Here is a 24101-nt window from a genome sequence, read left to right as displayed (position 1 = left end):
AACTATTTTCAAAGAAAAAGAGCGTGTATTTCTTTTGATACACGCTCTTTTTAATTTAAGAAAAGTCTTCAATCAGGTTTTTAAGCTAATAAATCCTTACAGTCAGCTAATCTAATAAATTCCTATTACGAGCATTATAATCTAATAATTTCCTACACTCAGCAACTCCTCTTCAAATATCCCTTTCAATCTTTCTCCATAATTCCGAAGCACCCCTTCTCTCTCTTCCTCAGTCATTCTCACCGGTGCATACACCACCTGCGGCTCCAACACACTAAACCCTACAAACTCCAACATCCCTCTGTTTATCGGTTTTAATATCGCATCTATATCTCCATGCTCCCCTGTTTTTTCATACTTTTCGGCAGTACCACCGGTGGTCAATGACAACAAAGCTTTCTTGCCTTTAAGCACCCCATTCTCATAACATTTTGCCTCTCCATAAAAACGACCATAAGCAAATACCTTATCCACCCAGCCTTTCAATATCCCCGGTACAGTAAACCACCACAAAGGAAACTGCCAGATCATCATATCACACCATTCTACTTTCTGCTGCTCTGTTTCAATGTCAGGAGAGAAAACGCCATCCTTCTCTTCCAGCTGCTGCTTAAAATAGGAAGGGTTATGCACTGTCGTAAAATTCCTTCTGTCCGACACCGGATCAAATGCCTGTCTGTAAAGATCACTTACCTTTACTTCATGTCCTTCTGCCTGCAAGGTCTCGATTGCAGTATGATACATCGCGCCATTCATACTCTGTAATTCCGGATGCGCTAAAACTATCAGTATTTTCATAATTTTATGTAGCTTTTTACAAAAGTAAATGGCAGTGGTGGAATGAATAATAGTGAAGCTAATTGTGTGCTTCACACAAATTTGTAAGTAATGGGAAAACGTAAGGAAAGTTCTTCGAATAGTATCAACCAGAAAAATCTAAATTCGTTTTGCGCTACGACTTATGCGATCAGTGTGCTTGGCGGTAGGTGGAAACTGGTTATTTTGTATAAGCTGGAAAAGCGTACCATGCGGTTTGGAGAGTTGAAAGAGCATATACCGGATATCTCTGATCGTATGCTGACCTTACACTTGCAGGAGATGGAAAAGGATGGCCTGATTATCAGAACAGCGTATGCAGAAGTGCCGCCACGTGTGGAATATAGTTTGACTGAAAGTGCCAGGAGTCTGGCGCCAATATGGAAACAACTGGAAGAGTGGGGGGTACAACACCAAAGTAGATGAAATGATGCTGTGATCACCATTCATGCAAAAACTGATACAACCCTTATTGAATTAAAAAAGGAGTCTCATTAAAGAAACTCCTTTTTTAATTTTATGAAAAACTTATTTCGATCGTGTCACATCGCTCCTCTTAACCTTATCACAAATCCACACTCCATCTTGCTACATGGCCCCACTCAACCTCACCACAAACCCACCACCCGGTGCCATCTTCAGCGGCAACCTCGCACCACTTCCTATCGCTCTCTTCTCCAACTTAAAATCCTTCGCATTCTTATCCGCATTCACCCCATCCTTCCATAACTGCATCTGATAAGTACCTGCCGGTAAAAAAGACAAATCCACCTCCACATCTCTCGCATCCCAATTCGTCATCCCTGCCACATACCAATCTCCATTCAGCGCCTGTCTCGCCATCACCACATATTCCCCCACCTTTGCCTGCAAAGGAATCGTCTTTGCCCATTGCACCGGCACCTTACTCAACAACTCCATTGCCTCCGGCTCATGCAGGTAATGTGTGGGTATATCACACAACATCTGCAACGGACTTTCGAATACAATGTACATGGCTAATTGATTACATCTCGTACCCAATGTCATCGGCTCTGCCGGTTGTGCACTCCATTGGTCTTTCTGTACATTGATCATACCGCCTGGCGTAAAATCCATCGGCCCTGCTACCTGCCTGATGAAGGGTAGGGTAGTGGTATGTACCGGATCAATCAGGTTCGCAAACTTACTGATCTCATTGCCCATCACACCCTCTGACGTCAATACATTCGGATGTGTACGCAGCCATCCAACAGGTTTGTACGCCCCATGAAAATCGACGAGTAACTGCCTTTTAGCAGCTGCATTCGCCACCTTTTCATAGTACTGTACCATTGGCTGATCATCTCTTTGCATAAAGTCTACCTTAATCCCTTTCACGCCCCATGCTGCAAAGGTATCCAGTGCCATATCCATCTGCTGGTTCAGCACCATCCAGCTGCTCCACAACAATATATCTACATGACGTTTCTTTCCATATGCCACCAGTTCTTTTACATTGATATCCGGCGCCAGGCTAAAGAGGTCGCGGGTACTGCACCAGCCTTCATCCAGCAATACATATTCAATACCATATTTGCTGGCCACATCAATGTAGTATTTGTACGTATCATTGTTAATACCTGCCCTGAAATCTACATCGTATACATTGTTGTAATGCCACCAGTCCCACTGTACTTTACCGGGTTTTACCCAACTAAAATCGCCTTTGGCATCGGGTGCCAGCTGGTAGACCAGTTGGTTGGTAAGCAGGTCCCCGTCTTTGCGTGCGATCATGACTATTCTCCATGGAAACGCCTGCGGACCTTTCAGCTCTGCAATATAATCCTGCCTTGATTCGACCTGCTCATCTCTGTCGCTGGTGATTTTCACTGCTTTTGGAAAATGCGGAAACACCCCATGGATACTGTTGCCGCCACGTAGCCACATACCTGCGTAGTTGTATAAACCTGATTCTGTGATAAGGAGTTTCGTACCGTTGACTTCGAACAATGCCGGCAGACTAGCCAACTTGTTTTCGTCTATTTCACCCACCCCATAAGGAATATATTTCCGTTCATTATGAGAATAGAAACTTTCTTCCTGCGGATACCACGCTTTGCCTGTCTTGTCCATATTGAATTCTGCCTGCTCGTCTGTGACCTTATAAGGGCCCTTTTCGCGGCTTATCCAATGCCAGGCAACTCCATTGTCATATGCCCGCCATTCCAGCGACAATGCGTTGTTAAAATCAATATGCAGCTCATTGTAGCGATCTTCAATGGTGGTAGTTTTTTGTTTTACGATGGGCGTGAGCTGCCCTTCGTGTGAGCTTTGTTTTGATTTGCTCACTTTCCAGTTGCCTTTGTTGAAGGAAACCACCGAGTTACCGATCAAAGGCTTGTTATCCTGCGATATGCTGTAGGTGATATTGGCGCCTACGGATACGGACAAGGTAATAGACTTGTCGGGTGATAGTAGAGTAAATTTTTGTTGTGCATGAATGGCGGAGGCACTTCCTAACAGGAAGGCGCATGCAAGCCATGGGTGGAATTTCATAAATAGACCTGAGTTTTTTTAAAGGTATAAAAACAATCCTGAAAGAGATAATTTACCCCAAGGGAGGAAAACTATTTTCAGAAAAATCGGCTGCTACTGCCGGGGATTTATCCCAAGGGAGGAACCCCCATTCCAAAAAAACATTCATAAAAAAGGAAGTTCACAAACAGGCATGAACACCATTTTCAGAAAAAACATTTATGAAAAAGGTTATTCACCAACGGGGAATGAAAACCATTTTCAGAAAAAAGCCGCTGCTACCCGTGGTAACAGCGGCCTATATGCAATTAGATGATCATTACTTATCCAGCAACAACGCGGCAGTCCATAACACCGGCGCCTGACCCACCAGGCTACCCGTTACTTTCTCCCTGTTGAGGTAATAATTTGGATCATTCCGCTTCTTTGTCTCTTCACAAATATCCTTCAGATCTCCCGCTTCATTGAGCCCTTTCACAACCGCCATCCACGCATTTCTGGCCATTGTACCGTACGCCTCATCTTCCAGCCATTTCCTTTTCACCCCCATTACGAGTGCATAAGTGAACATTGCCCCACCGGAATTCTCCGTCCAGCTCTTTTCATCATCTATGATCTGTCCCCATTTAAAATCAGGTGTCTGATACTGTTTCAGGGCGGCCATCATTTTCTTATAGCTATCCAGGATGTGGGCGCGGTTTGGATTTTCAACAGGTAAGTAATTGAGTATTAATGCCATACTTGCTGCTGCCCAACCATTACCACGGCTCCAGTAAATGGGAACGTCTGCCGATTGGTTGAATAAACCTGTTGGTTGCTGTAAGGCGTCTATGTACACGGCCAGCTCAGTCGCTGCCCTGTTGATATATTCTTTGGTACCGGTCGCACGAAAAGCCTGTGTTTGCAACAGGGTGAAGAGGAACATATCTTCTACCTGCATACGTGACTGCCAGGAGAGGCCTCTGCCGGCTAATACCTGTTGTTCCGGTTTAGGACCTTCGGGCAGTTCCCACTGCTGGTCTGCAAAAGGCTTACCTACGTCAAGGTAACGGTTCTGGTTGGTCTGAAGGTAAAGTTCCAGCGGAACAGCGCCAAATACGCTGTGTTCCAGCATGTCGGGAGTAGGCATCATATGGTGTGCCTGCGCCACGAGTGGTTCATACCTGAGTGCCAGCTTTTCGGCAAGGGCTTTATCACCCGTTACTTTGGCCAGTTGCAGGGCGCCGTACCAGGTGAGTACTTCAGGATAAGTAATGGAAGTAGGGGCCTCAGAAGACCCAAAGTTGTCAAAGTTAGATGCTACATAGTGATTAGCTACATAAGGACCAATAACGGCCGGTTCATTGCCAAGGGGCCATTCCTTGAATATTTTTTGGCCAAATGTCCCTCCCAGATTCACGAACAACGCTGACGTAGCGATCAAAACCCGGAATTGTGTTCGATAATTCATATATGATGAATGTTATAGGGTAGATTTTGATGTAAAATTGGCGTAAAGTAATATTTAAAATTTTGTAATGCAATATTTTGTCAACGAAATTTACGTTAAGGACGGAATTTAACCTTGAAGGCGGTTTTTTGCTCCAAAATTCTTAACTTGGAAATAAAGCAGTACTCTTTTCTTCACCTCCAAAAACTCCTCGTTATGGGAACAGTACGCGACATTCTGCAGGTCAAAGGCCATGCAGTCTACTCCATCGATCCCGATAGTACCGTCTTCGATGCACTCAGTGTGCTGGTTGACAAAAACGTTGGCGCACTCATTGTTTTAGACAATGAAAAACTCCTTGGTATCTTCTCTGAACGTGACTACGCCCGCAGGGTGATCTTAAAAGGCCGCGCCTCCAGGGAAACCCTTATCAGGGAGATCATGACAGAACACCCTTACTCCGTCACCGAAAATGATTCGATTGAGGATTGTATGGTAAAAATGACGGAAAAGCACATCCGCCACTTACCGGTCATTGACCATCAAAACAGGCTGGTAGGCATGATCTCCATAGGGGATGTGGTCAAGCACGTTATTGATGAGCAAAAGTATATTATAAATAACCTTGAAGGTTATATAAAAGGTACCAGGTAAAAGTAAAAACGGCTGCCCGGTAAAAAAGGGACAGCCGTTTTATTTTATATGTCAAAACCTAAAAAAAACTTATCCGTCTGAATGAAGTCTGAATGAAAGAAACTTTTCTGCCAGCAAGCAAAGACTGCCGTTTCGATTCATTCTTCAGCACTTAAAACCACCTCTTCAGGCAAAGAAATCCTCAACCACCTTCCCGCCTATCCAGGCAAGAAATCCTCAACCTCCTGATCGCTTCGCCTCCGCACTCGTGGCCGTCTGCCTTTCTCTCGCCCCCTTGATCTTACTATTCCCAAAACTATACGTCGCACTTAACGTCGCCGTCCGGTTCTGCCACTGATTATGGATATGAAAATCTACATTCCCATACACCGCTGCACCCCTGAACTGATCCCCATTCGTTACATCCGTAAAGTTCAACTTCATGTTTAGTTTTTTATCAAACAGCGTCTTCTGCACGCCGCCACCGATTGCATAATACGCCTTGCCTCTCCATACTCCCCACTGAAAAGGCGTACCTCCATACGCATTCACTTCTATCTTCCAGTCCCCCGGCAATGTAAACGTAGATGTCGTTTCAAAATGTGCCCCGACAGCTGAATTCACAATATTCATCCCCGAATCCTTCAGTGCATAGTAATTATAGTTCATGTTCAGGTTATTATTGATACTCCACCACTTTGTTGGATTGACCGGCACTGTCAGGGATACATGCCACCCCTGCCTGTAATCATAGTTCTTGTCATAACTCGTCGTCACTTTGGTGGAATCGTTCTGCTCTAAAAACTCCGATATAAAATTCTCTGTCCTGTCATAACTCAAACTCAATATATACTTCTGCTTAAATGAATACGTCAGCTCCACGATATTCGTAAACTCAGGTTGCAGATAAGGATTTCCCCTGCCATACGTATACCTGTCAGAATAAAATATAAACGGATTCAGATCCTCATACTCCGGCCTGTTGATTCTCCTTGCATACGTCACCCCCAGCTTATGGTCCTTACTAAAAGTATGATCCGCCGAAAAGTTCGGGAAGAAACTCACATAACGCCGCTTCACAACAGAATTGTAAGTCACCGAATTCCCTGCTGACGACGTCCCTTCCACCCGCAAGCCCAGTTGCGCATCTGTACCGTTCTTAAATGATTTCTTAATCAACCCATATGCCGCCAGCACATTCTCCGTATAAATAAAATGATTGCTTTGCGAGAGCGCCGGTATATACTTGCCCCCATATAATGAGTCGTACAGCAGTACGTTGTCTGTCGTGACAAAACTGCCCTTCACACCCGTTTCCAATCTGGTCGTTTTGTTGAAAGGCAGTACTAAATCCCCCTTAATACTTTTGATCGTAATATTGGTCGTCGTGAAGTTCCTGATCGCATGGGGATTCTTATTGAGCGGATCTTCAGGATAGTACATGCTATCATTCAAATACACCCTGCGGTGGTAACCGAATTTCGCATAATCCGCATCTATACTCACTTCTGTACCGAGTGTATCCAACTGACCTTTATAATTTACATTGATGGTATTGGTGTTAAAGTTGTGGTCATTGTTCGTTACCGAATAAAGGGCAGAATCCAATGAGGAATGACCCAATTGATAAATATTCGTTGTATTGAAAATATTACTGCGAAAGAAATTGTTATTTCCATTCAGCAACACTCCCACCGTATGTTTAGGGGTAATGAAATAATCAAACCCTAATTTATACCCGTTACTGATAAAGTTCCTTTTCCCGAACTGGGGGGCCGAAAAGTACTGTGCTTCCTCCTTATTATCTCCATTCACCACCCGTGTGGCCAGGCGCTGGTTATAAAAATGCCTGTCTCCATGATTGTAATTTCCAAAGGCATTGAACTTTTCAGTTCGCCAGTTTAGGTTTAAGCCGGTATTCCAGAATCCATACCGGCCAAAACCTCCACTACCGTTTACGGAGCCGTTGATACCTGTTGCGACTCCTTTTTTTGTTTTAATATTAATAATCCCACTGTTGCCGGCAGCATCATATTTGGCGGAAGGAGAAGTCATGATCTCAATTTGTGAGACCGTTTCTGCCGGCAAACTTTTCAGCAGGTTGGCGAGTTGTTCGCCGCTCAGGTAGGTGAGTTTTCCGTCGAGCATGACGGTGACCCCACCATTTCCTTTTAAGAGTATATTATCATCTTTATCAATCTGTACACCCGGTGCACGGCGCAGTACATCCAGTACAGTACTGCCTGCGGCGGCCACGCTGCTTTCTACATTCAATACAGTCGCTCCTTCTTTTCTCTCAATAAAAGGTTTCTGAGCTGTGACGGTCACGCCCTGTAAATTTTTGGAAGAGCTGGACAATGTCATATTTGCAAACTGTATAGCTGTATGTTGGGGATCAATGGAGAAAGCCGGTGTATAAGCTGTTTGGTAACCTACCAGGGAGGACTGTATAAAGTAGTGACCTGTGTTGATTTTCTCAAAACTGGCACTGCCATCTGCTGCACTCAGCTCCCCCTTTACGAGGGTGGAATCTTTCGATTGCCGCAATACGACACTGGCAAATGGCAGGGGTTGCCCTTTCCCGTCAATCACTTTGACGGTGATTTTCCCATTCACATTCTGGGCAAAGCATTCCCTGTTGCCTACGTAGGTAAGCAGAATAAGCAAAATGAGTTTTTTCATAAACAATCAGATCTCTAGTTGATGGCTGTGGTCGTGACCTATGGGTTTCGTCCATTCGTATCCAAAGTTTAGGAGGAACACCGGTAAGATCTTTTGGTCATAACAGTGATCCCTTAGTTGTTGGTCATGTAGGGAACGGCCTTCCAGCGCGATGATGGTAAGCATACCCAGGGTTATAATGGTGAATATGAATACCTTTTTCATATAGGTTGTTTTATAGAAAGACGACGGGGGTGAAAAAAGGTTGCAGGAAGGTCGTTCTTTTTTTTAAAAATATCCGGGAGTAAAATGGGCAAAACATCAATTTTCACACAGAATGCCATTTTGTAAGGAATTATTAAAAATTTTAATAAATTTGTATTATTAAAATGTTCAATATATCCTTGAAAACCTATACCCTTATGAATAGATGTCTGATTATTAGCCTGTTAGTGTTCGTAATGGCTTCTTGCAAGAAAGATACGCCGTTTGTAATTGAGGATAACCATTCTTTTGCCAAGGAAAGCCTCGATGTAATTCAAAAGTATTCAACCGGTTCTTTTAAGGTGGCACAAACAATTTATGGTCCCGGGTCAATGCCTTCTTTGCAGGATACTACATTGTATACCAACTTTTACATTCGTATTACGGCTGATTCTCTGATCTGGTCAAAGAATGACACGGTATCTAATTATGCGATGCAATGGATATATGATGTTGAGAAACAGACACAAATTTATTATAGGATGAATTTGAGTGGTGTGGCAGGAGGTGAGTCAGATGATTTTGACTTGCGTCCGTTGGAAACAAAGAATGGTTATCTGGTTTTGTATAACTCCTGGTATAGTGGTACCTGGTATTATCTTGAAAGATTGGATTAATAATATTTATCAATAACGAAGGAGCCGTCTCATAAATGATATGAGGCGGCTTTTTATATTAGGCTGATTCCTTTTCCCATAGGCCAGTTTAGCCTTTTCTAATTTTTTATAAAATCGTTCGCTAAACTTCAAATCCTGCATTAATTCTCCGCTCTTACCCGCCTTTTCCATCAAACTCCAGGAGAGGTGATTCGTTTCCCGAATATTGGCAGACGCCCATTTATAAGCTACTTTTGCAACAGAATCATCAGGATTATTGATCAGCAGGATCAGATCGAAATACGCTTCCAGAACAAAGTTTCCAAAATTAGCAGTTTTCCATTCAGGTATCTTTTCCAGGTACACCGGCAACTGTTGCAGCTTTGACCATGCATTGTCACGGTCATTCAATGCTAAATATAACTTTGCTAATTCATGTAATATAGAAGCCTTTTCCCAGTCAGTTTTCTTAAAATGAAATAATCGCTCATTGGCCCAGATTTGCCCGGCCACATCTCCAGTTTGTTCTTTATAATATTCCAGTTGCTGTAGGTTCTTTTCCGTCCAGTCAGTGATACCGGCCTCCCATTGATCTATTAATGGGACCATGCGTTCCTTCTCATTCATTTCAATGGCCAGCAGGATCTCGTCTTTTATCTCTCTTGTCTCTAATTGATCCGGAAAATATTCACTCCTCCACCTTCTCCATTCCTGCAAATCTTCTTCAGTATACTTGCATTCAGATTCAGTACCAAACCATTCATAAAAGTCATTGGAAAATGCAGGCTGCACTTTTTTTACATATTCATAAGTTTCCCGTATACCGGCTGAAATAATATACTCGCTGTCATACCCACAATACGTATCAAAGTCGGCAAACTTGGCCTGGTAAAATAGTTCCGCATACGCCGGCTGCCGGTAAGTAGAAAGCAAATACGAACACAAATTCAATGACTCGCCAACACCTCCTCCGAAATTTTTCCGGGCTTCAATCTCTGCCTTAAATAACTCCAACAATATAGGTTCGTCTGTTGCCAACCGGTTACTATACTGCATCGCTAATAAGATCTGGTATCGCCTGAAAGAATTCACATCACACGATTTTCCGGCAGCATCATCATCCTTCCCCTCCAAATACAAAAACTCCCCCAAGCCGATCTCATTCGACCTAAGGGAGTTTAATATCTCAATATATTTTCTGATCATTTCAATAATGCCTGTATCGTAACCGGAGACCTTTGCTCCAGCAATACTGTTCTGTTACCAATCAACTCATTCATCACCCCATCCTTATTATACCTCACCGTCAGCAACTCCAACCCCTCATTATAATCAATCTTATACCCCTCATGCAGTGCCTTTATCAACGTTTCTATCTTCTCCGGACTATTATCTATACAACAACTAAAACTAATCGCCGCATTCTGCATCAGGTTAATCTTGATCTTCAATTTATGAAAAAGCTCATAAATATCACTGATCCTATCCTCTGTCACAAACCCAAAATCCTTGGACGTGATTGTCAGCAACACCTGGTTTTTCTTCACCACAATAATAGGAGGGAGCTGTTTCACATCAATATCTTCCCTGATCACCGTGCCCACCAGGTCCTTATTCAAAAAGCTTTTCACATACAAAGGGATCTGCTTATTCTGTAAAGGCTTGATCGTCTTTGGGTGAATCACCTGCGCACCATAATATGCCATTTCAATCACCTCACTAAAGCTAATTTCAGGAATATTGATCGTATTCGGGAATAACTTTGGATCTGCATTTTTCAGTCCTTCCACATCCTTCCAGATCGTTTCACTCTCCGCATTCAGCAGGTTCGCAAACACGGCTGCGGAGTAATCACTCCCCTCACGACCTAATGTCACGCTTTCATTTTCATCCGTACTGCCAATGAAACCCTGTGTTACCACAATATTGGTTTTTTTGAACAGGGGCAGTACCTTTTGCTCTACCTGACGCGCCGTTACTTCCCAGTCGATATTCGCCTCGCGGAAAGTATCGTCTGTTCTGAACACATCGCGCACATCCATCCAGATATTAGGTACTCCTGCCAGGTTGAAGTAAGCGCTTACGATGGCAGTACTGAGCAGTTCACCCAGACTTACCAGCTGGTCGTAATAATAGTCATAAGGGCGGCCAGGTTTCTCGCCCAGCGTCCATTCGGCCTCTGTAAAGAACGTTTGCAGCTGATCAAAAACAGGGTGAGTCCTGTTGCCCAGCAGCTTTTCTGCCACTTCTGTGTGCGACTTTTCGATATTGAAAAGCAACTGTGCCGCAATTTCGCGCTTACGGAGATAAAAGTTTTCGGCTACCTTTTCCAGTTCGTTCGTCGTCTTGCCCATGGCAGAAATAACGATCAGGATCTGTTGATCAGGAAATGACTGAACAATCGCAGCTACTTGTTGGATTCGTTCAATACTTTCTAAACTTGCACCGCCAAATTTGAAAACCTTCATATGTGAGTTTATCTTCCGTTAAAAAAATTCGGGGCAAAGTAAATCAACTTTGAATATGTTTTAAAATTTGTTTCGATGAAAATGACAGTTCCATTAAAATAGGGCGAAATCTGTTACATTAGTGTAACCTTATGCAATGAATATTCACTAATCCATTATAGAATGAGTATCAACAGAAAAGTAATGACACTGGACGAGTTTACAATCCAGGAATTGAGGAATTACCCCGGCGCAACAGGACAGTTATCAGGTTTATTGCGCGATATCGGGTTGGCAGCAAAGCGCGTAAATGTGGAGGTGAATAAGGCTGGAATAGCCGATATCCTGGGCGAGGCCGGCAAGGTTAACATCCAGGGTGAAGATGTGAAAAAGCTGGATGTGTTTGCTAACGACCAGTTTATCAACGCCTTGGGAGGCAGTATTTACTGTGCCGGCGTGGCATCTGAAGAAAATGAAGACTTCATTGCCTTTACCGACGAGTTTTCTAAAGCTTCCAAGTACGTGGTATTGATAGACCCCCTGGATGGTTCCGGCAATATCGACGTAAATGTATCCATCGGTACTATTTTTTCTGTATATCGCCGTCTGACCCCCGTGGGTAGCGTGTGCGAGCTGGAAGACTTCTTACAGCCCGGCTACGAGCAGATCGCGGCAGGTTATATTATCTACGGTTCCTCCACCATGCTGGTTTATGCTACCCGCAGAAGCGTACAGGGCTTTACCCTCGATCCAAGCATCGGCGAGTTCTGCCTGTCACACCCGAACCTGAAATGTCCAACCGAAAGTGACATTTTTTCCGTTAATATCGGTTACTACCACCTTTACGAAACCGGCGTTCGCAAGGCTATCGACTACTGGCTGGCCAAAGACGAGCATGGCAAGATCTACCGCCACCGCTTTGTAGGTTGTATGGTGGCAGAGGTACACAGAACCCTGATCCAGGGCGGTATCTTTATGTATCCGGCCTTTGGAAAATATGCAGGGGGGCGTTTACGTTTATGTTATGAGTGCAACCCGATGTCATTCATTATGGAAAAGGCAGGAGGGGTAGCGATGGCTACTGGCAGACAGCGGTTGCTGGAGCTGAAGCCATCCAAACTGCACCAGCGGGTACCAGTGTTCCTGGGCTCTAAGAACATGATGGAGGTTTGGCAAAGAATAGTGAATAGTTAAAAAAATACTAACATGTAAGTTTTTGGTATAACTATTGCTAAACCAGCATCAGTTATTTTAGTCTAATTACGAATTTCTTTTATTTATTCGAAAACATATGACACGCAAACTTACATTACTGACGCTATTCGGTATCCTGTCGTTGAACCTGTTGGCCTGTACACGTAGTATAACACCGGGAGATTCTACCCGGGTGGATGAGAACAATAAGGATATGCAGCAGGAGATCCTTTACTACACCAACAAATTCAGGGCTTCTCAGGGTAAACCACCGTTATTGCTGGATGCCACGTGTAGCGGGCAGGCGTACAAGCATAGTAAAGCTATGGCAACAGGTGCGACCGCCTTTGGCCACGACGGTTTTGAGCAGCGTGTGGACAACCTGACCACTGTGTTTGGCCGTATACCTGGTGCAGCTGAAAATGTAGCTTATGGTAACCTGGATGCGCAGCAGGTAGTGGATGGCTGGATCAAGAGTCCCGGGCATAGAAAAAATATGCTGGGTGATTTTGACCGGATCGGGATTGGATCCGCACATTCAAGTAGAGATCCAAGGATTATATTCTTTACGCAAGTGTTTATAGTACATAAGGAGGCGCCGGCGCCAAAGAAATAGAGCCGGGTGCAGGCCCTTAGAAATAAAGGCGGCCGCAGGCTATTCACAAAAAAACGCTCTTGCCATAGGCAAGAGCGTTTTTTTTGGTGGTTTGTAGAAAATGAAGGCAGCGAAAGGGAATGCAGATTTTCTCTTTCACAGCAATTTTTTTATCCTAATTTAGTCCTATGGAAAAGAGGAAGATCATAGAAGTAAAGGACCTTGTCAAGAAATACGGTGATTTTACAGCAGTAAATGGTATCAGTTTCGACGTATACGAAAATGAAATATTCGGTCTGCTGGGTACCAACGGTGCCGGAAAATCTACCACCCTCGAGATCATCGAAACCCTCCGCGAAAAGACTTCCGGAAAGGTATTCGTAGATGGAATCGACCTTGACAAAGACCCTGAGAGGATTAAAAAAGTCATCGGTGTGCAGCTGCAAAGCTCCGGTTATTACCCCGGTTTAAACCTGGTAGAACTCATCGACCTGTTCTGCGGTCTCTATAACCAGCAAGCCGACGCCAAAGAACTACTCAAACTCTTCAATCTCGAAGATAAAGCGAAAAATAAGTTTAAAGAGCTCTCCGGTGGCCAGAAACAACGTTTCTCCATCGCGACTACGCTCATCAATAAACCCAAGATCATCTTCCTTGACGAACCGACTACCGGTCTCGATCCGCAGGCACGTCGTAATCTGTGGGACCTGATCCTGCAGGTACGCGAACAGGGTACTACCGTGGTGATCACCACGCACTACATGGACGAAGCAGAGATACTCTGTGATCGTTGTGCGATTGTAGACCATGGCCGTATTATTGCACTGGAATCGCCTGATGCGCTGATTGATAAATTAGTTGCGGGCGGATTTGAAAAGAAAAAAGAAGTGAAGAAAGCAAACCTCGAAGATGTGTTTATTCATCTGACAGGAGAGGCGCTGAGAGAGGCGTAATTTAACAAAGGAAATCTTTAATAAGGGGGCTTTAAACAAGGGAAGTCTTTTAACAATCTAAGTATCGCCAACCTTCATCGTCGAAACATCATCATGGAAGATCTCAAATACCCAATCGGCCGGTTCCAGGCCCCATCGCACATCTCTGACCTTCAGTTAAAGAGCTATATCAATGATATCCGCTTTCTGCCATCACTGGTAGAAATAGCTGTGCAGACGCTCGATGCACCCCAACTCTCCACGCCTTACCGCCCCGGTGGCTGGACAGTGGTACAGGTCGTGCATCACCTGGCAGATAGTCATATGAATGCCTACACCCGCTTCAAACTGGCCCTGACAGAAGACAACCCTGTCATCAAGCCATACGACGAAGCCGCCTGGGCCGAACTCCCGGATGTTACAAAAACACCCATCAATATCTCCCTCACCCTGCTCCATTCCCTGCATACCCGCTGGGTTTCCCTGATGGATAACATGACCCCTGAACAATGGGAACGCGTGTTTACCCACCCGGAACATGGTGAAACTTTCTTCCTGAAAAAAGTAGCAGGTACCTATTCCTGGCATGGAAAACATCACCTGGCTCACATCGAAAGGCTGAAAGAACGGAATAACTGGCAATAAACTATAAACTGAATATATGTCTGCATTAGATTGGAAACTGCTTGAATCAAAGTATCTTTTTAAAAGTAACTGGTTAACAGCCCGCGAAGATAAATGCGAGACACCACAAGGCAAGATTGTAACTCCGTACTATGTACTGGAATACAATGACTGGGTGAATTGCGTAGCCCTGGATGATCAGGGGCGGGTGATTATGGTGAAACAATATCGTCATGGTATCCGACAGACTTTGCTGGAAATACCCGGTGGTACCATGGATAACGACGATCCTTCTCCTGAATATGCCATGCGTCGTGAACTGCTGGAAGAAACAGGCTACGGGTTTGATCAGTTGATCAGCTTAGGCAAGATCGCGCCGAACCCTGCGAGTAGTAATAATCTCACGCATATGTTCCTGGCAACAGGAGGGAAGAAGGTACAGGAACAGGATCTGGATGAGAATGAGGAAATTGAAATCGTGCTGCTTGAAATGGAGGAACTGGAAGCGATGCTGAAAGATAATCAATTGCTGCAAAGTCTGCATGTGACCTGCATATTCTATGCATTGTTAAAGTTGAAAGAACTGACTTTTGTATAATAGAAAGCGCATTGAAATGAAAAGAGCGTGTATCTGTTTTTGAAGATACACGCTCTTTTCATTTGAAAATGCTTTTCATTCCCCGTTGGTGAATTCTCTCTTTCATGAATGTTTCCAGAACTCATTTCATAATTATCATTTAAGTATTGATTATCAATTACAAATGCCTATTTGTGAAATGAGTTCTAATTACATTGCTTCGCCGACTATAAAGAAACTACCACATACCAATATCACATCTTCCTCATGCGCATGCTGCTTTGCCGCTGAAAAAGCCTGTTGTACATTCGCATACACCTTGCCTCTCAAACCCGCTGCTGCACCCATCTCTGCCAGCTCATGTTCATCCAGTGCCCTGGGTATCTGTGCCCTTGTAAAATAATAGGTTGCTGCCGGTGGAAACAGTTTTAATACCTTACTCACTTCCTTGTCTTTCACAAAACCTGTCACTATATGCAGGTGTCTGTATGTCATATGTTCCAGCTGACCCATGACCTCACCAATGCCTGCCTCATTGTGTCCTACATCAAATACGGTGAGCGGGTTGTGTGCCACCACATCCCATCTGCCTCTCAGGCCGGTTAATTTTTTCACATGGCTCAGGGCGGTTTTTACGCCTTCATCCGGTAGTTCCCAACCTGCCTGTTGCAATACTTTCACGGCACTCAGTACTCCCATGATATTTTTCACCTGGTATTGGCCGCTCAGATCTGGTTTGATATCCCATACCTGTTCACTCTGATGTGGTCTTAATTGCAGATGCAAATGTCCGTTGTGCAAGTCATTATCCTGCACCAGCCAATACTGGTCTGCAAAGGTAATGGGGGCTTCCATGGCTTTTGCCTTATCAATAAATACCTGCTCTACTTCAGTTTGTGTCTGCGCGATTACCACCGGTATATTCGGTTTGATAATGCCTGCTTTTTCACTGGCTATTTCAGGCAGGGTATTGCCCAGCAGGTTCATGTGATCATAACTGATATTGGTGATCACTGACAATTCGGGCGTGATAATATTTGTGCTATCTAACCGGCCACCAAGGCCTACTTCAATAATGGCGATATCGACCTGTTCCAGTGCAAAATACTGAAATGCCATGGCCACTGTCAGCTCGAAAAAGGAAGGATCAAGTTGTTCAATAGATGGTTGTGTTTGTTGTACAAACTCTACGACAAACTCCTGGTCAATCATCTCACCATTGATACGGATCCGCTCCCTGAAATCCTTCAGGTGCGGAGAGGTATACAATCCGGTCTTGTATCCCGCCTGCTGAAAAATAGCTGCCAGCATATGGCTGGTAGAGCCTTTGCCGTTAGTACCGGCTACGTGAACTGTTTTGAACAGGCGTTGGGGATTGCCCAGTTGTTCGCATAAAGCGATGGTATTATGCAGGTCTTTTCTGAAAGCGCTGGCCCCCACACGGGTGAACATGGGCAGGCGCTCATAAAGGTAGTCCAGAGTTTGTTGGTAGTTCATGCCCAAAATTAAATGAAATTCACATTTCCGAAAAAGTAAAAAAGAGGGCGTATCATAAATAAATGAAACTCCTGAGAACCGCATAAATGGAAACAAGGCTCCATCAGGTGTCAGAATTAAAAAGAGCGTGTACCATTTAAGATACACGCTCTTTTAATTCGGAAATAGATTTCATGCCCGTTGGAGAGTCCCCGTTTTCATGAATTTTTTATTTTGGAAAAATTAACCTTTACTTAGAACTGTGTAGCAGGACAACCCAGCAGTGTCTTACCAAAGTTCATTGGTATCAACCGGATGGCTACGAAACCATCCAGCCTGTTCTTATTCTTCTGGAACAGGTTAGACAACACGGTATTAGAACCAATCGTGAGCGGACCCAGACGGAAACCAGCACCCATATCAAACTGGCTGTGGTTATTGACATCGATTGGAATATACACCCCAAAATTACGGGCATCATATCTTGGCGTCAATGTAAAGTGAGATACCATGTATGTCTTGCTCGCATCGTAGCGACCGCTGTTCAGCGACATTACTGCATTACCATTGATAAAGAAGCGGGCATCGATATTGTAATCGAACGCTACGTTCAATGCAGTTGGCAGGTTCATACGGAACTTTTCGTCGCTGGCAATTGGTGTAAAGTAGTTCTGCAGGCGGCGGTAGTAAGCCTGCCACCCTTCACCTCTTCTCATTTTGATCTCATTCGGGTTGATATTCGAAGCCACCAGATTGAGGTCTGTATTGGAAGCTACTTTTTTATAAGAGATACCACCGATATCAGTGATACTCACACCCAGTCTCATTTTATAATCATCGCCTTCAGGGTTCCAGTCGTTATCACCATAACTCTGCAATCCATCCATTTCGGCTCTCCACTCATATACCACGCCGAGGTCCATACCTACGCCCCAGTTGCCGGTAAACGGTCTGTAGTTGCTGGTATTGGGCTTTTTCCAGTTGTTGATACCATCATTGTAACCCATTTTCAGTGTACCACTGGTAATATTAGCATCGGTCGTGGAGTTCATATAGAAACTCGCATCTTCTACCTGTACATAACCAGCAGCGATACCATTCAGTACCTTCAGGGTCACACCACCTTTCAGGAGGTGCATGCCATCGTCTTTAATGATCTGAGCGTAGGTAAAGTCATATTCGTTCCACATATGAAAACTCGCATTTGCCAGTTGCATATCAAAACGTTGGTTATTATAACTTGCATTCGGGAAGTTGTTCGCAAAGAAGTTTGCCACGTCGGTACTCATATTACCACCGTTTGCCTGTGCACGCACACGCCATACGAAAGCAATGGATCTCGACTCGTCGATAGAGTAGAGTACGGATGGCATCATGATATCCATATTGCCCCATCCAAATTGTTTTCCTGTAGACATGGTATCCAGGAAGTAGTCCCTGTTACGTTTCAGCCTTTCCAGGGAATCTGGTGGATGGAAGATCAGTGACTTTGGAAAGCGTGCATAAGTGTTTCCTAAAGCGGCGCTTACGCCAGCCACATTTACGTCCCATTTGTAGTGCGTACCGGCAGCCATTCCAGGGTTGGATGGTACGCCATAAATCCCGGCATAATGACTATTTGCATACCCGCCCATGTTCATATTCATCTGGGCCTTTGCCTTGTACGGCTCGATTAAAGATATGGCAATGACAGTTGCAAGGCTTAAGACTCGAATTACTCTAAACAGCATATATCTAATTAGTTGGCAGATGGGTTTTTCTCCCTTATAACGCAAAACATACCTATATATTGGCAAGCGCTACAAAAGAATTTCCCATGCAAATATATCTAAATATATTATTGTTATTAAATTATGTTATTATAAATGACGATGAAATGAGCTATTAATAGGCATGCACAAATGAATCCCTTCCCGGGTATGGGAAGGGATTCATTTTCTATATATAATCTCTTGTTACTGTACTTTAAAGTAGAAGCGGATCACTGCATATTGTACTTCAGGTGCATCGGAATTGGTATTGTATTTCAATTCTTTGGCTGCTCTTTTCGCAATTTCAATCAATCTTGGGTTGTTCAGGGTGGATCCTTTCAGTGAGTGAGATGCATCGATCACATTGCCATTTCTATCAACTTTAATATTGACAGCTACATAACCAGATTCGTCTCCATCGTAAGTGAGGGATGGTTTGCTGATCAGGCTACGACCATTCAGCCGGAAATCAGACTTACCGCCACCTAAACCACCGCCGGTATAACCGCTGGCATTCGGGTCACCATTGATCTGGCCACGATCACCGGGTTTGCCGGTATTACCTTCGCCGGTAGAGTTGTTAGAACCGTTGGCGTTGTTACCACTGTTCTTGCCGGTGAAAGTACCACCACCAAATACGGCTTTCGCTTTTTGTGGTTTTTCTACTGCAACCGGGTTATTTTCAGAAGTTTTCTTGGTCGTTTTAGTAGGCTTGGTATCCAGGTTTTTGGCTACTTCCTTTGGTTTTTCAACCGGTTTTTCCGGTTTGTTCACCTCAGGAGCGTCTTCATTGTCCTGAGTAGCAATATCTTCCTGGGTAGAATTGTCCTGAGTTGGTACCGGCTCGTTCTGAGGGGTAGAAGCATTGGCAGCGTCGGCGCTGGGTGGGTTGGGGTTGAGTGGTTGCTCATCGCCCATACCATCGTCGGAGGTACCGAGGTTCACTTCCATACCCAGGTCCTGGTTAGGGAGTGGGGGTGGTGCGTTGAAACCGCCCAGGATCAATGCTAATAAAACTAATGCATGCACAGCAATAGTGACACCTACTGCTTTTATATTTTTATCGGTATTATTATCGTTCTGTTTTTGCTGCATAGGTCAAAAATAAGATATTTTCTAATACGTTCGACCTGCTGTAAGCAAGCCATTTTGCCAGCTGGCGGAAAAATCCCTTTTACCGCCGGATGGAATTACTCGTCTTATGTGCAGGGAGGAACTTAACCCGACAGGAAGTTTCGCTATACGGAGGCCAGTAGAAGGCTTTTCCCTGCATGAAAGTTCTTACCCGGTTGCGCCTGAATTTCTTCTTAAATGCCGTATTAAAGTGTGCGGGATACATTTAGCCGATCCACTCACTGATCTCCTTCACATTGCTTTCCTCACTCAATAACAAGGCTTTCGCCTCTTACATTCTAATAACACAAACCATTCCAATATCACTGAATGTATATGTCTGCCTGATATATCCGTGAATGTGGCGCCACGCAGGGCGATATACATCCCGAAGGTTTCTTACATACTCCCGGAGAATAACGTTGTATGTTGCGGAGCAGTATAGTAGAACCATTAAAATTCTATTTACATTTGCGCAGAATTTTGCCCTTTAAAACCGCATTCTCTTGTTCTCTCTTTATAAAAAAGCCTACGCTGGCCTTTCGACCTCCACCTGGATACTGGCTGTTGTACTCCTGATCAATCGCTGTGGTGCGATGGTTATCCCATTTATGACTGTGTACCTCACACAGCAGCTACACTTTTCCGTTCAACAGGCCGGTTTGGTCATGACCTGTTATGGTATAGGTGGCATTGTCGGTGCTTTTAGCGGCGGGCGGTTATCTGACCGTTATGGCTTTTATCCGGTGCAGTTCTGGAGTTTGCTGTTGCAGGGGTTGATCTTTTTAGTTTTGGGGCAGATGCATACACTCCTGCAATTCTGTATCTGTATATTTATCCTGAGTGCGGTGGGCGATGCATTTCGTCCGGCCAACACAGCTGCTACTGCACATTACAGCAGTCCGGAAAACAGGACAAGGTCTTACTCCCTGAACAGGCTGGCTTCTAACCTGGGTTGGTCCATAGGGCCGGCAGTGGGAGGGATAGTGGCAAGTTATAGTTATCACCTGCTTTTTTGGGTAGATGGGTTGACTTGTGTGGTTGCTATAATCGTGATGCGGTTGATGATTCCGCCAGTACATGTGGCGGTAAAAAGACACGATGGTGAGTCGGCTGGTGCTGAAGGCGAAAGTGTAAACAATGGTAAATCCGGTAGTGTAAACAATGGCAAAATTGAACATGTAGACAATGGTGAAACCGGACGCATAAACAAAGGTAAACAGGCGCGCGTAAACCAACCTAAACGTGATAGCGTTTACAAAGACAAAATTTACCTTGCTTTTATCGCCCTCAGTATTTTATTTACCACTGGGTTTTTACAACTCTCCACCATGGTGGCTTTATATTTCAAAGAAGTCCTCCACCTGGAAGAAGCACAGATCGGGATGGTCTTAGGGCTAAATGGTCTGCTTGTCGCTGCTATTGAAATGGTGTTGATCTATAAAATTGAAAATATGAAGCACCCACTGGAATTCATGACCCGTGGGGTGGCACTTGCCAGCCTGGCATACCTGAGTTTTAATATCCTGCCTGCAGCAGGTTTTGTAAGCATTGTATTCATCGTTTTATTTACTGCAGGCGAGATGCTGAGTATTCCGTTTATGACAGCCTTCTTTATCAGCAGGAGTGGAGAGCATAACCGCGGACAATATGCGGCATTGTATACCGTATCATTTGCGGTATCCACGATCCTGTCGCCGACTATCGGGTCTGCTACGATCGCCCATTTCGGGTTTAAGGTATGGTGGTATGTAGCAGCAGGTTTTTGTTTGATAGCAGCGGTAGGGTTTAATTTTTTATACCAGAAGGTGACTGCGAAAAAGGGCAGTTATGCGGTGTGAGATAATTACAAAGGTTCGTCATAAGATTTATCTCTACCCAGGTAGCATTTTTCGGTTTTTTTATTCCCATAGTTTTTAGTTCTTTCTACCCATTTCGCGGCGACCGCCTCCCAATTCGTAATCGGTTCTCCGTTGATTGCCCAGCCAACAGCCTCGTAATGATAGAAAAATTTGCGGCCCTCTTTATCTGCCTGACCTTTTTGTGCAAACCAATGGACAACTACTTCCATTGTTGGAATTTCATTTTTATGATTAATTAAATTGGGGGGTGTGTGAGCCTGTTTACTCTCAGTTTTACCCCTGTTTAGTTTATTATAATTAAAGTGGCCCGTTTTTGGGCCTGATGCGGTATCATTTTTGGTATTAGTATGTGGTACATTTTCGGGCCTTGTATGTGGCCCATTTTTATTATCATAGGTATCTTTTTTGATACTTGCATGGGTACCTTTTTTACTACCGGACGTATGAGGTGAGATGCTTTTATCCATGAAAGGGGTGATACTTATCTCGCAGGGCGCATAAGGGCGCGCAGATGGGAAATAGGTAATGTAACCATAATCAGACAACATCTTCAGACATTCGATATAGGTACTTCTGGAACCGATTTTGCTGCGTTGCATCACTTGCTTACGGTCAATCGGGAAACGGTTCTTAAAATAAAGTTTGTTCCATATGTGAAAGAGTGTCATGTACAAACTGATATGGTGCACCTTTAACCGGGAATCCTTCGAAGCATACTCATGAAAGGTATTGAGATGTAAAATATAATTGACGTTTTCGGTAGGCTCATTTAAAGCCTGTTTTTCGTATTCTTCCTCGTTGTTTTGTGTGTAGGTCGGAAAATCTCCTGATTTGCCCGATTTGCTATGTTTAATGGCAGGCAAACCATCAGGTGGCAGCTCTTCCCAACGCCTTTTAACTAAAAGCGCCTTTTGTAATTGCTGTAATTCATCAGATATTTTTTTTATACCCATAGTGTATATTTGTTTTTTTGCACGACTATCCTTCTTCGTGAAAAGCCTGTCTGGTTTTCCGAATCAAAAGATATACATGTATGATTTTAAATAGGAATTACCATTCTCCTCTGTATAGCCAGAAGCGCCAGGCTAACCACTCAGGTCGTTGATCTCTGTAATAAGTACAAAATTCCCCAAGGGTTAACTTATAAGTTGAAGGTTTTTCAAGAAATATCTTCGCCTTATTCAGTAAGCTGTAGATGGAGAGTCATTCATCATCGAAGCCAATGCTTTTGCATTAATCACTTCATGGAATAAATATGCGCATCGGCTATTTGGGGTGAATTTCTCAAAATTACCAATTTTGCAAAACTGCTCATTATTTAATAAACTAAGGTTTAGTTTTTCATACTTGTTTTGGGTAACGCAAATATAAAAAAAGTTGCTCTTTCCAGGGCAAATCAGACTACTCAAAATTCAAATTTATTTTGAGTGTAAAAAGCAATATTATCGCTTCGGCATAAGCAAAAATCTGCGCTATTCTAACTTCACTTCTCTCACTGTTTCATTCCCGGGCAGATCAACCGCCACGACTATAATTTTACCACCCGGCGGCCGGCTGGCCAACTTGTAATACCAATCCACGCCGTTCCTGCCTACAACAGCGGGGCCTCTTTCCAGTATCACACCATCGCCATCGAGTACCCGCACGGTCACTTCTGCTACCCTGAATTCATCTTTTGCAGTTACCACTACAGTCTCATCTTCGAACCGGATATTTTGCACTTCAGGAGATTTGTAAGCATCCTTCACAGCCATATTATAGGCATTCTGCCCCGGCCCTGCCAATGACTTATAATAAGCCTTAATATCCGGATCCAGCAGGATCGCCTTTGCATAAGCTGCGGCTACTTTCATCTTATACCGGGCTTCCAGTTGCTTTTTCGTTGGCTTATTCTTTGACGGGCCGCGTTTTTTGGCAATGATAATCTGGTCATTCCGTTCGTAAATCGTGAATTGATTGCCGAGGGTGCCCCGCACGGCATGAAGGAGTAGGTTGTCTTTTACAAGCGCCATAACAAACATTTTGAGGTTACAGTAACAAAGGTAAAATCTTCTTCCGGATTATAGTACTACTATATCACTAATTGAGTATTAATACATCATTAAAAGGGCACTTCAATATCGATTTGATATTGAAGTGCCCTTTTAATGTACTTATGGTGTACTTATAGAATTATATTCATGGTATAGCTTCATTAACTATTTGGAGTAATGCTGATTGGTTATGTTGGGTGCAACGCTATTCAGTAAAATTTAAAGTTCTCTACTTATCATAGCCGGGACTTTGTAGAAACCACGAATACCCTGTTTACTACTTATTTTGAAAATAAATAATTGAAAGAAATTAACTATCTGATAATTAATCAATTATCACATCAATGTGTTATATGCTGTCAATTTTTTCTACTCTATATTTACACCGTAACCTTGAGTATTGTTGTTGACGTTATATCCCGTTACTGTGAGTAAATACCCGTGAGCGTCAGAATGCGAAATTTTTTATAATCCCGTAATAAAATAATCAAATACCCATATGTGTGAACTTATTATTCCGTAGCAGTACTGAATAAAATATTCTGTATTCAGTCATTTCATTTATCCATTTAAGAGGGACTAATTAGCTCCTGCATAGCAGG

21 protein-coding genes are annotated in these 24101 nt (G+C 43.7%); 9 read left to right on the top strand and 12 right to left on the bottom strand.

The window, feature by feature from the left end; translation table 11 throughout:
- Positions 1-141: 141 nt before the first annotated feature.
- Positions 142-798, bottom strand: a complete 657-nt coding sequence (locus tag BW716_RS26665) for an NAD(P)H-dependent oxidoreductase (RefSeq protein WP_083728731.1) — start codon at positions 796-798, stop codon at positions 142-144.
- A gap of 90 nt (positions 799-888) precedes the next feature.
- On the opposite strand from BW716_RS26665, the gene BW716_RS26660 reads away from it, so the two are divergent.
- Positions 889-1242 (top strand): helix-turn-helix domain-containing protein, encoded by a 354-nt coding sequence (locus BW716_RS26660; protein WP_083728729.1) that lies wholly within the window; start codon positions 889-891, stop codon positions 1240-1242.
- A 162-nt stretch (positions 1243-1404) separates the two neighbouring features.
- On the opposite strand, the gene BW716_RS26655 is transcribed toward BW716_RS26660, so the two are convergent.
- Both BW716_RS26655 and BW716_RS26650 read right to left on the bottom strand, forming a co-directional pair.
- Positions 1405-3333 carry a glycoside hydrolase family 97 protein gene (locus BW716_RS26655; RefSeq protein ID WP_083728727.1) on the bottom strand — a complete coding sequence of 643 codons (1929 nt, stop codon included), beginning with the start codon at positions 3331-3333 and terminating at the stop codon, positions 1405-1407.
- A gap of 298 nt (positions 3334-3631) precedes the next feature.
- A complete protein-coding gene (locus BW716_RS26650; RefSeq protein ID WP_083728725.1) occupies positions 3632-4762 on the bottom strand; it encodes a glycoside hydrolase family 105 protein in 1131 nt (376 codons plus the stop codon).
- A gap of 195 nt (positions 4763-4957) precedes the next feature.
- Between BW716_RS26650 and BW716_RS26645 the strand changes: the two genes are divergently transcribed.
- The gene (locus tag BW716_RS26645; protein WP_083728723.1) at positions 4958-5395 is read left to right on the top strand and encodes a CBS domain-containing protein; all 438 of its coding nucleotides are present in this window, start codon (positions 4958-4960) and stop codon (positions 5393-5395) included.
- A 216-nt stretch (positions 5396-5611) separates the two neighbouring features.
- On the opposite strand, the gene BW716_RS26640 is transcribed toward BW716_RS26645, so the two are convergent.
- Together BW716_RS26640 and BW716_RS26635 are read right to left on the bottom strand one after the other, a co-directional pair.
- A complete protein-coding gene (locus tag BW716_RS26640; RefSeq protein ID WP_083728721.1) occupies positions 5612-8056 on the bottom strand; it encodes an outer membrane beta-barrel family protein in 2445 nt (814 codons plus the stop codon).
- Positions 8057-8062: 6 nt separating this feature from the next.
- Positions 8063-8260 (bottom strand): hypothetical protein, encoded by a 198-nt coding sequence (locus BW716_RS26635; RefSeq protein WP_083728719.1) that lies wholly within the window; start codon positions 8258-8260, stop codon positions 8063-8065.
- A 197-nt stretch (positions 8261-8457) separates the two neighbouring features.
- Between BW716_RS26635 and BW716_RS26630 the strand changes: the two genes are divergently transcribed.
- Positions 8458-8916 (top strand): hypothetical protein, encoded by a 459-nt coding sequence (locus tag BW716_RS26630; protein WP_143709055.1) that lies wholly within the window; start codon positions 8458-8460, stop codon positions 8914-8916.
- A gap of 9 nt (positions 8917-8925) precedes the next feature.
- Here BW716_RS26630 and BW716_RS26625 read toward each other — a convergent pair whose 3' ends face one another.
- Together BW716_RS26625 and BW716_RS26620 are read right to left on the bottom strand one after the other, a co-directional pair.
- Positions 8926-10101, bottom strand: coding sequence for a hypothetical protein (locus BW716_RS26625; protein WP_083728716.1), 1176 nt, complete (start codon positions 10099-10101; stop codon positions 8926-8928).
- Positions 10098-11363 carry an aspartate kinase gene (locus tag BW716_RS26620; RefSeq protein WP_083728714.1) on the bottom strand — a complete coding sequence of 422 codons (1266 nt, stop codon included), beginning with the start codon at positions 11361-11363 and terminating at the stop codon, positions 10098-10100. Before BW716_RS26620 ends, BW716_RS26625 begins: the two co-directional genes overlap by 4 nt.
- Positions 11364-11525: 162 nt before the next feature.
- Here BW716_RS26620 and fbp point away from each other — a divergent pair, with 162 nt between their 5' ends.
- From fbp to BW716_RS26595, 5 genes are all read left to right on the top strand, one after another.
- Positions 11526-12536: a class 1 fructose-bisphosphatase gene (fbp, locus tag BW716_RS26615; RefSeq protein WP_179091284.1), complete on the top strand. Its 1011-nt coding sequence runs from the start codon at positions 11526-11528 to the stop codon at positions 12534-12536.
- A gap of 97 nt (positions 12537-12633) precedes the next feature.
- Positions 12634-13152, top strand: coding sequence for a CAP domain-containing protein (locus BW716_RS26610; RefSeq protein ID WP_083728712.1), 519 nt, complete (start codon positions 12634-12636; stop codon positions 13150-13152).
- Between the two features lie 167 nt (positions 13153-13319).
- On the top strand, positions 13320-14084 hold the full coding sequence (locus BW716_RS26605) for an ABC transporter ATP-binding protein (RefSeq protein WP_083728710.1): 765 nt from the start codon (positions 13320-13322) through the stop codon (positions 14082-14084).
- Between the two features lie 93 nt (positions 14085-14177).
- A complete protein-coding gene (locus BW716_RS26600; RefSeq protein WP_220388838.1) occupies positions 14178-14708 on the top strand; it encodes a YfiT family bacillithiol transferase in 531 nt (176 codons plus the stop codon).
- A 16-nt stretch (positions 14709-14724) separates the two neighbouring features.
- Positions 14725-15285, top strand: coding sequence for an NUDIX hydrolase (locus tag BW716_RS26595; protein WP_083728706.1), 561 nt, complete (start codon positions 14725-14727; stop codon positions 15283-15285).
- A 189-nt stretch (positions 15286-15474) separates the two neighbouring features.
- Here the strand turns inward: BW716_RS26595 and BW716_RS26590 are convergent, their stop codons facing one another.
- From BW716_RS26590 to BW716_RS26580, 3 genes are all read right to left on the bottom strand, one after another.
- Entirely contained in the window at positions 15475-16761 is a 1287-nt protein-coding gene (locus BW716_RS26590; RefSeq protein ID WP_083728705.1) for a folylpolyglutamate synthase/dihydrofolate synthase family protein, read from the bottom strand.
- A gap of 233 nt (positions 16762-16994) precedes the next feature.
- A complete protein-coding gene (locus tag BW716_RS26585; RefSeq protein WP_143709054.1) occupies positions 16995-18470 on the bottom strand; it encodes a DUF5723 family protein in 1476 nt (491 codons plus the stop codon).
- A 225-nt stretch (positions 18471-18695) separates the two neighbouring features.
- The gene (locus BW716_RS26580; RefSeq protein ID WP_083727825.1) at positions 18696-19586 is read right to left on the bottom strand and encodes an energy transducer TonB; all 891 of its coding nucleotides are present in this window, start codon (positions 19584-19586) and stop codon (positions 18696-18698) included.
- A gap of 524 nt (positions 19587-20110) precedes the next feature.
- Between BW716_RS26580 and BW716_RS26575 the strand changes: the two genes are divergently transcribed.
- Entirely contained in the window at positions 20111-21445 is a 1335-nt protein-coding gene (locus tag BW716_RS26575; RefSeq protein WP_083727823.1) for an MFS transporter, read from the top strand.
- A gap of 5 nt (positions 21446-21450) precedes the next feature.
- On the opposite strand, the gene BW716_RS26570 is transcribed toward BW716_RS26575, so the two are convergent.
- Together BW716_RS26570 and BW716_RS26565 are read right to left on the bottom strand one after the other, a co-directional pair.
- Positions 21451-22419 carry a hypothetical protein gene (locus BW716_RS26570; RefSeq protein WP_083727821.1) on the bottom strand — a complete coding sequence of 323 codons (969 nt, stop codon included), beginning with the start codon at positions 22417-22419 and terminating at the stop codon, positions 21451-21453.
- A 519-nt stretch (positions 22420-22938) separates the two neighbouring features.
- Positions 22939-23478: a hypothetical protein gene (locus BW716_RS26565; RefSeq protein ID WP_083727819.1), complete on the bottom strand. Its 540-nt coding sequence runs from the start codon at positions 23476-23478 to the stop codon at positions 22939-22941.
- Positions 23479-24101 lie beyond the last annotated feature (623 nt).

Source organism: [Flexibacter] sp. ATCC 35208, from assembly GCF_001975825.1.
Taxonomy (GTDB): Bacteria; Bacteroidota; Bacteroidia; order Chitinophagales; family Chitinophagaceae; genus Chitinophaga.
This window is presented reverse-complemented; position numbering and strand designations above follow the sequence as displayed.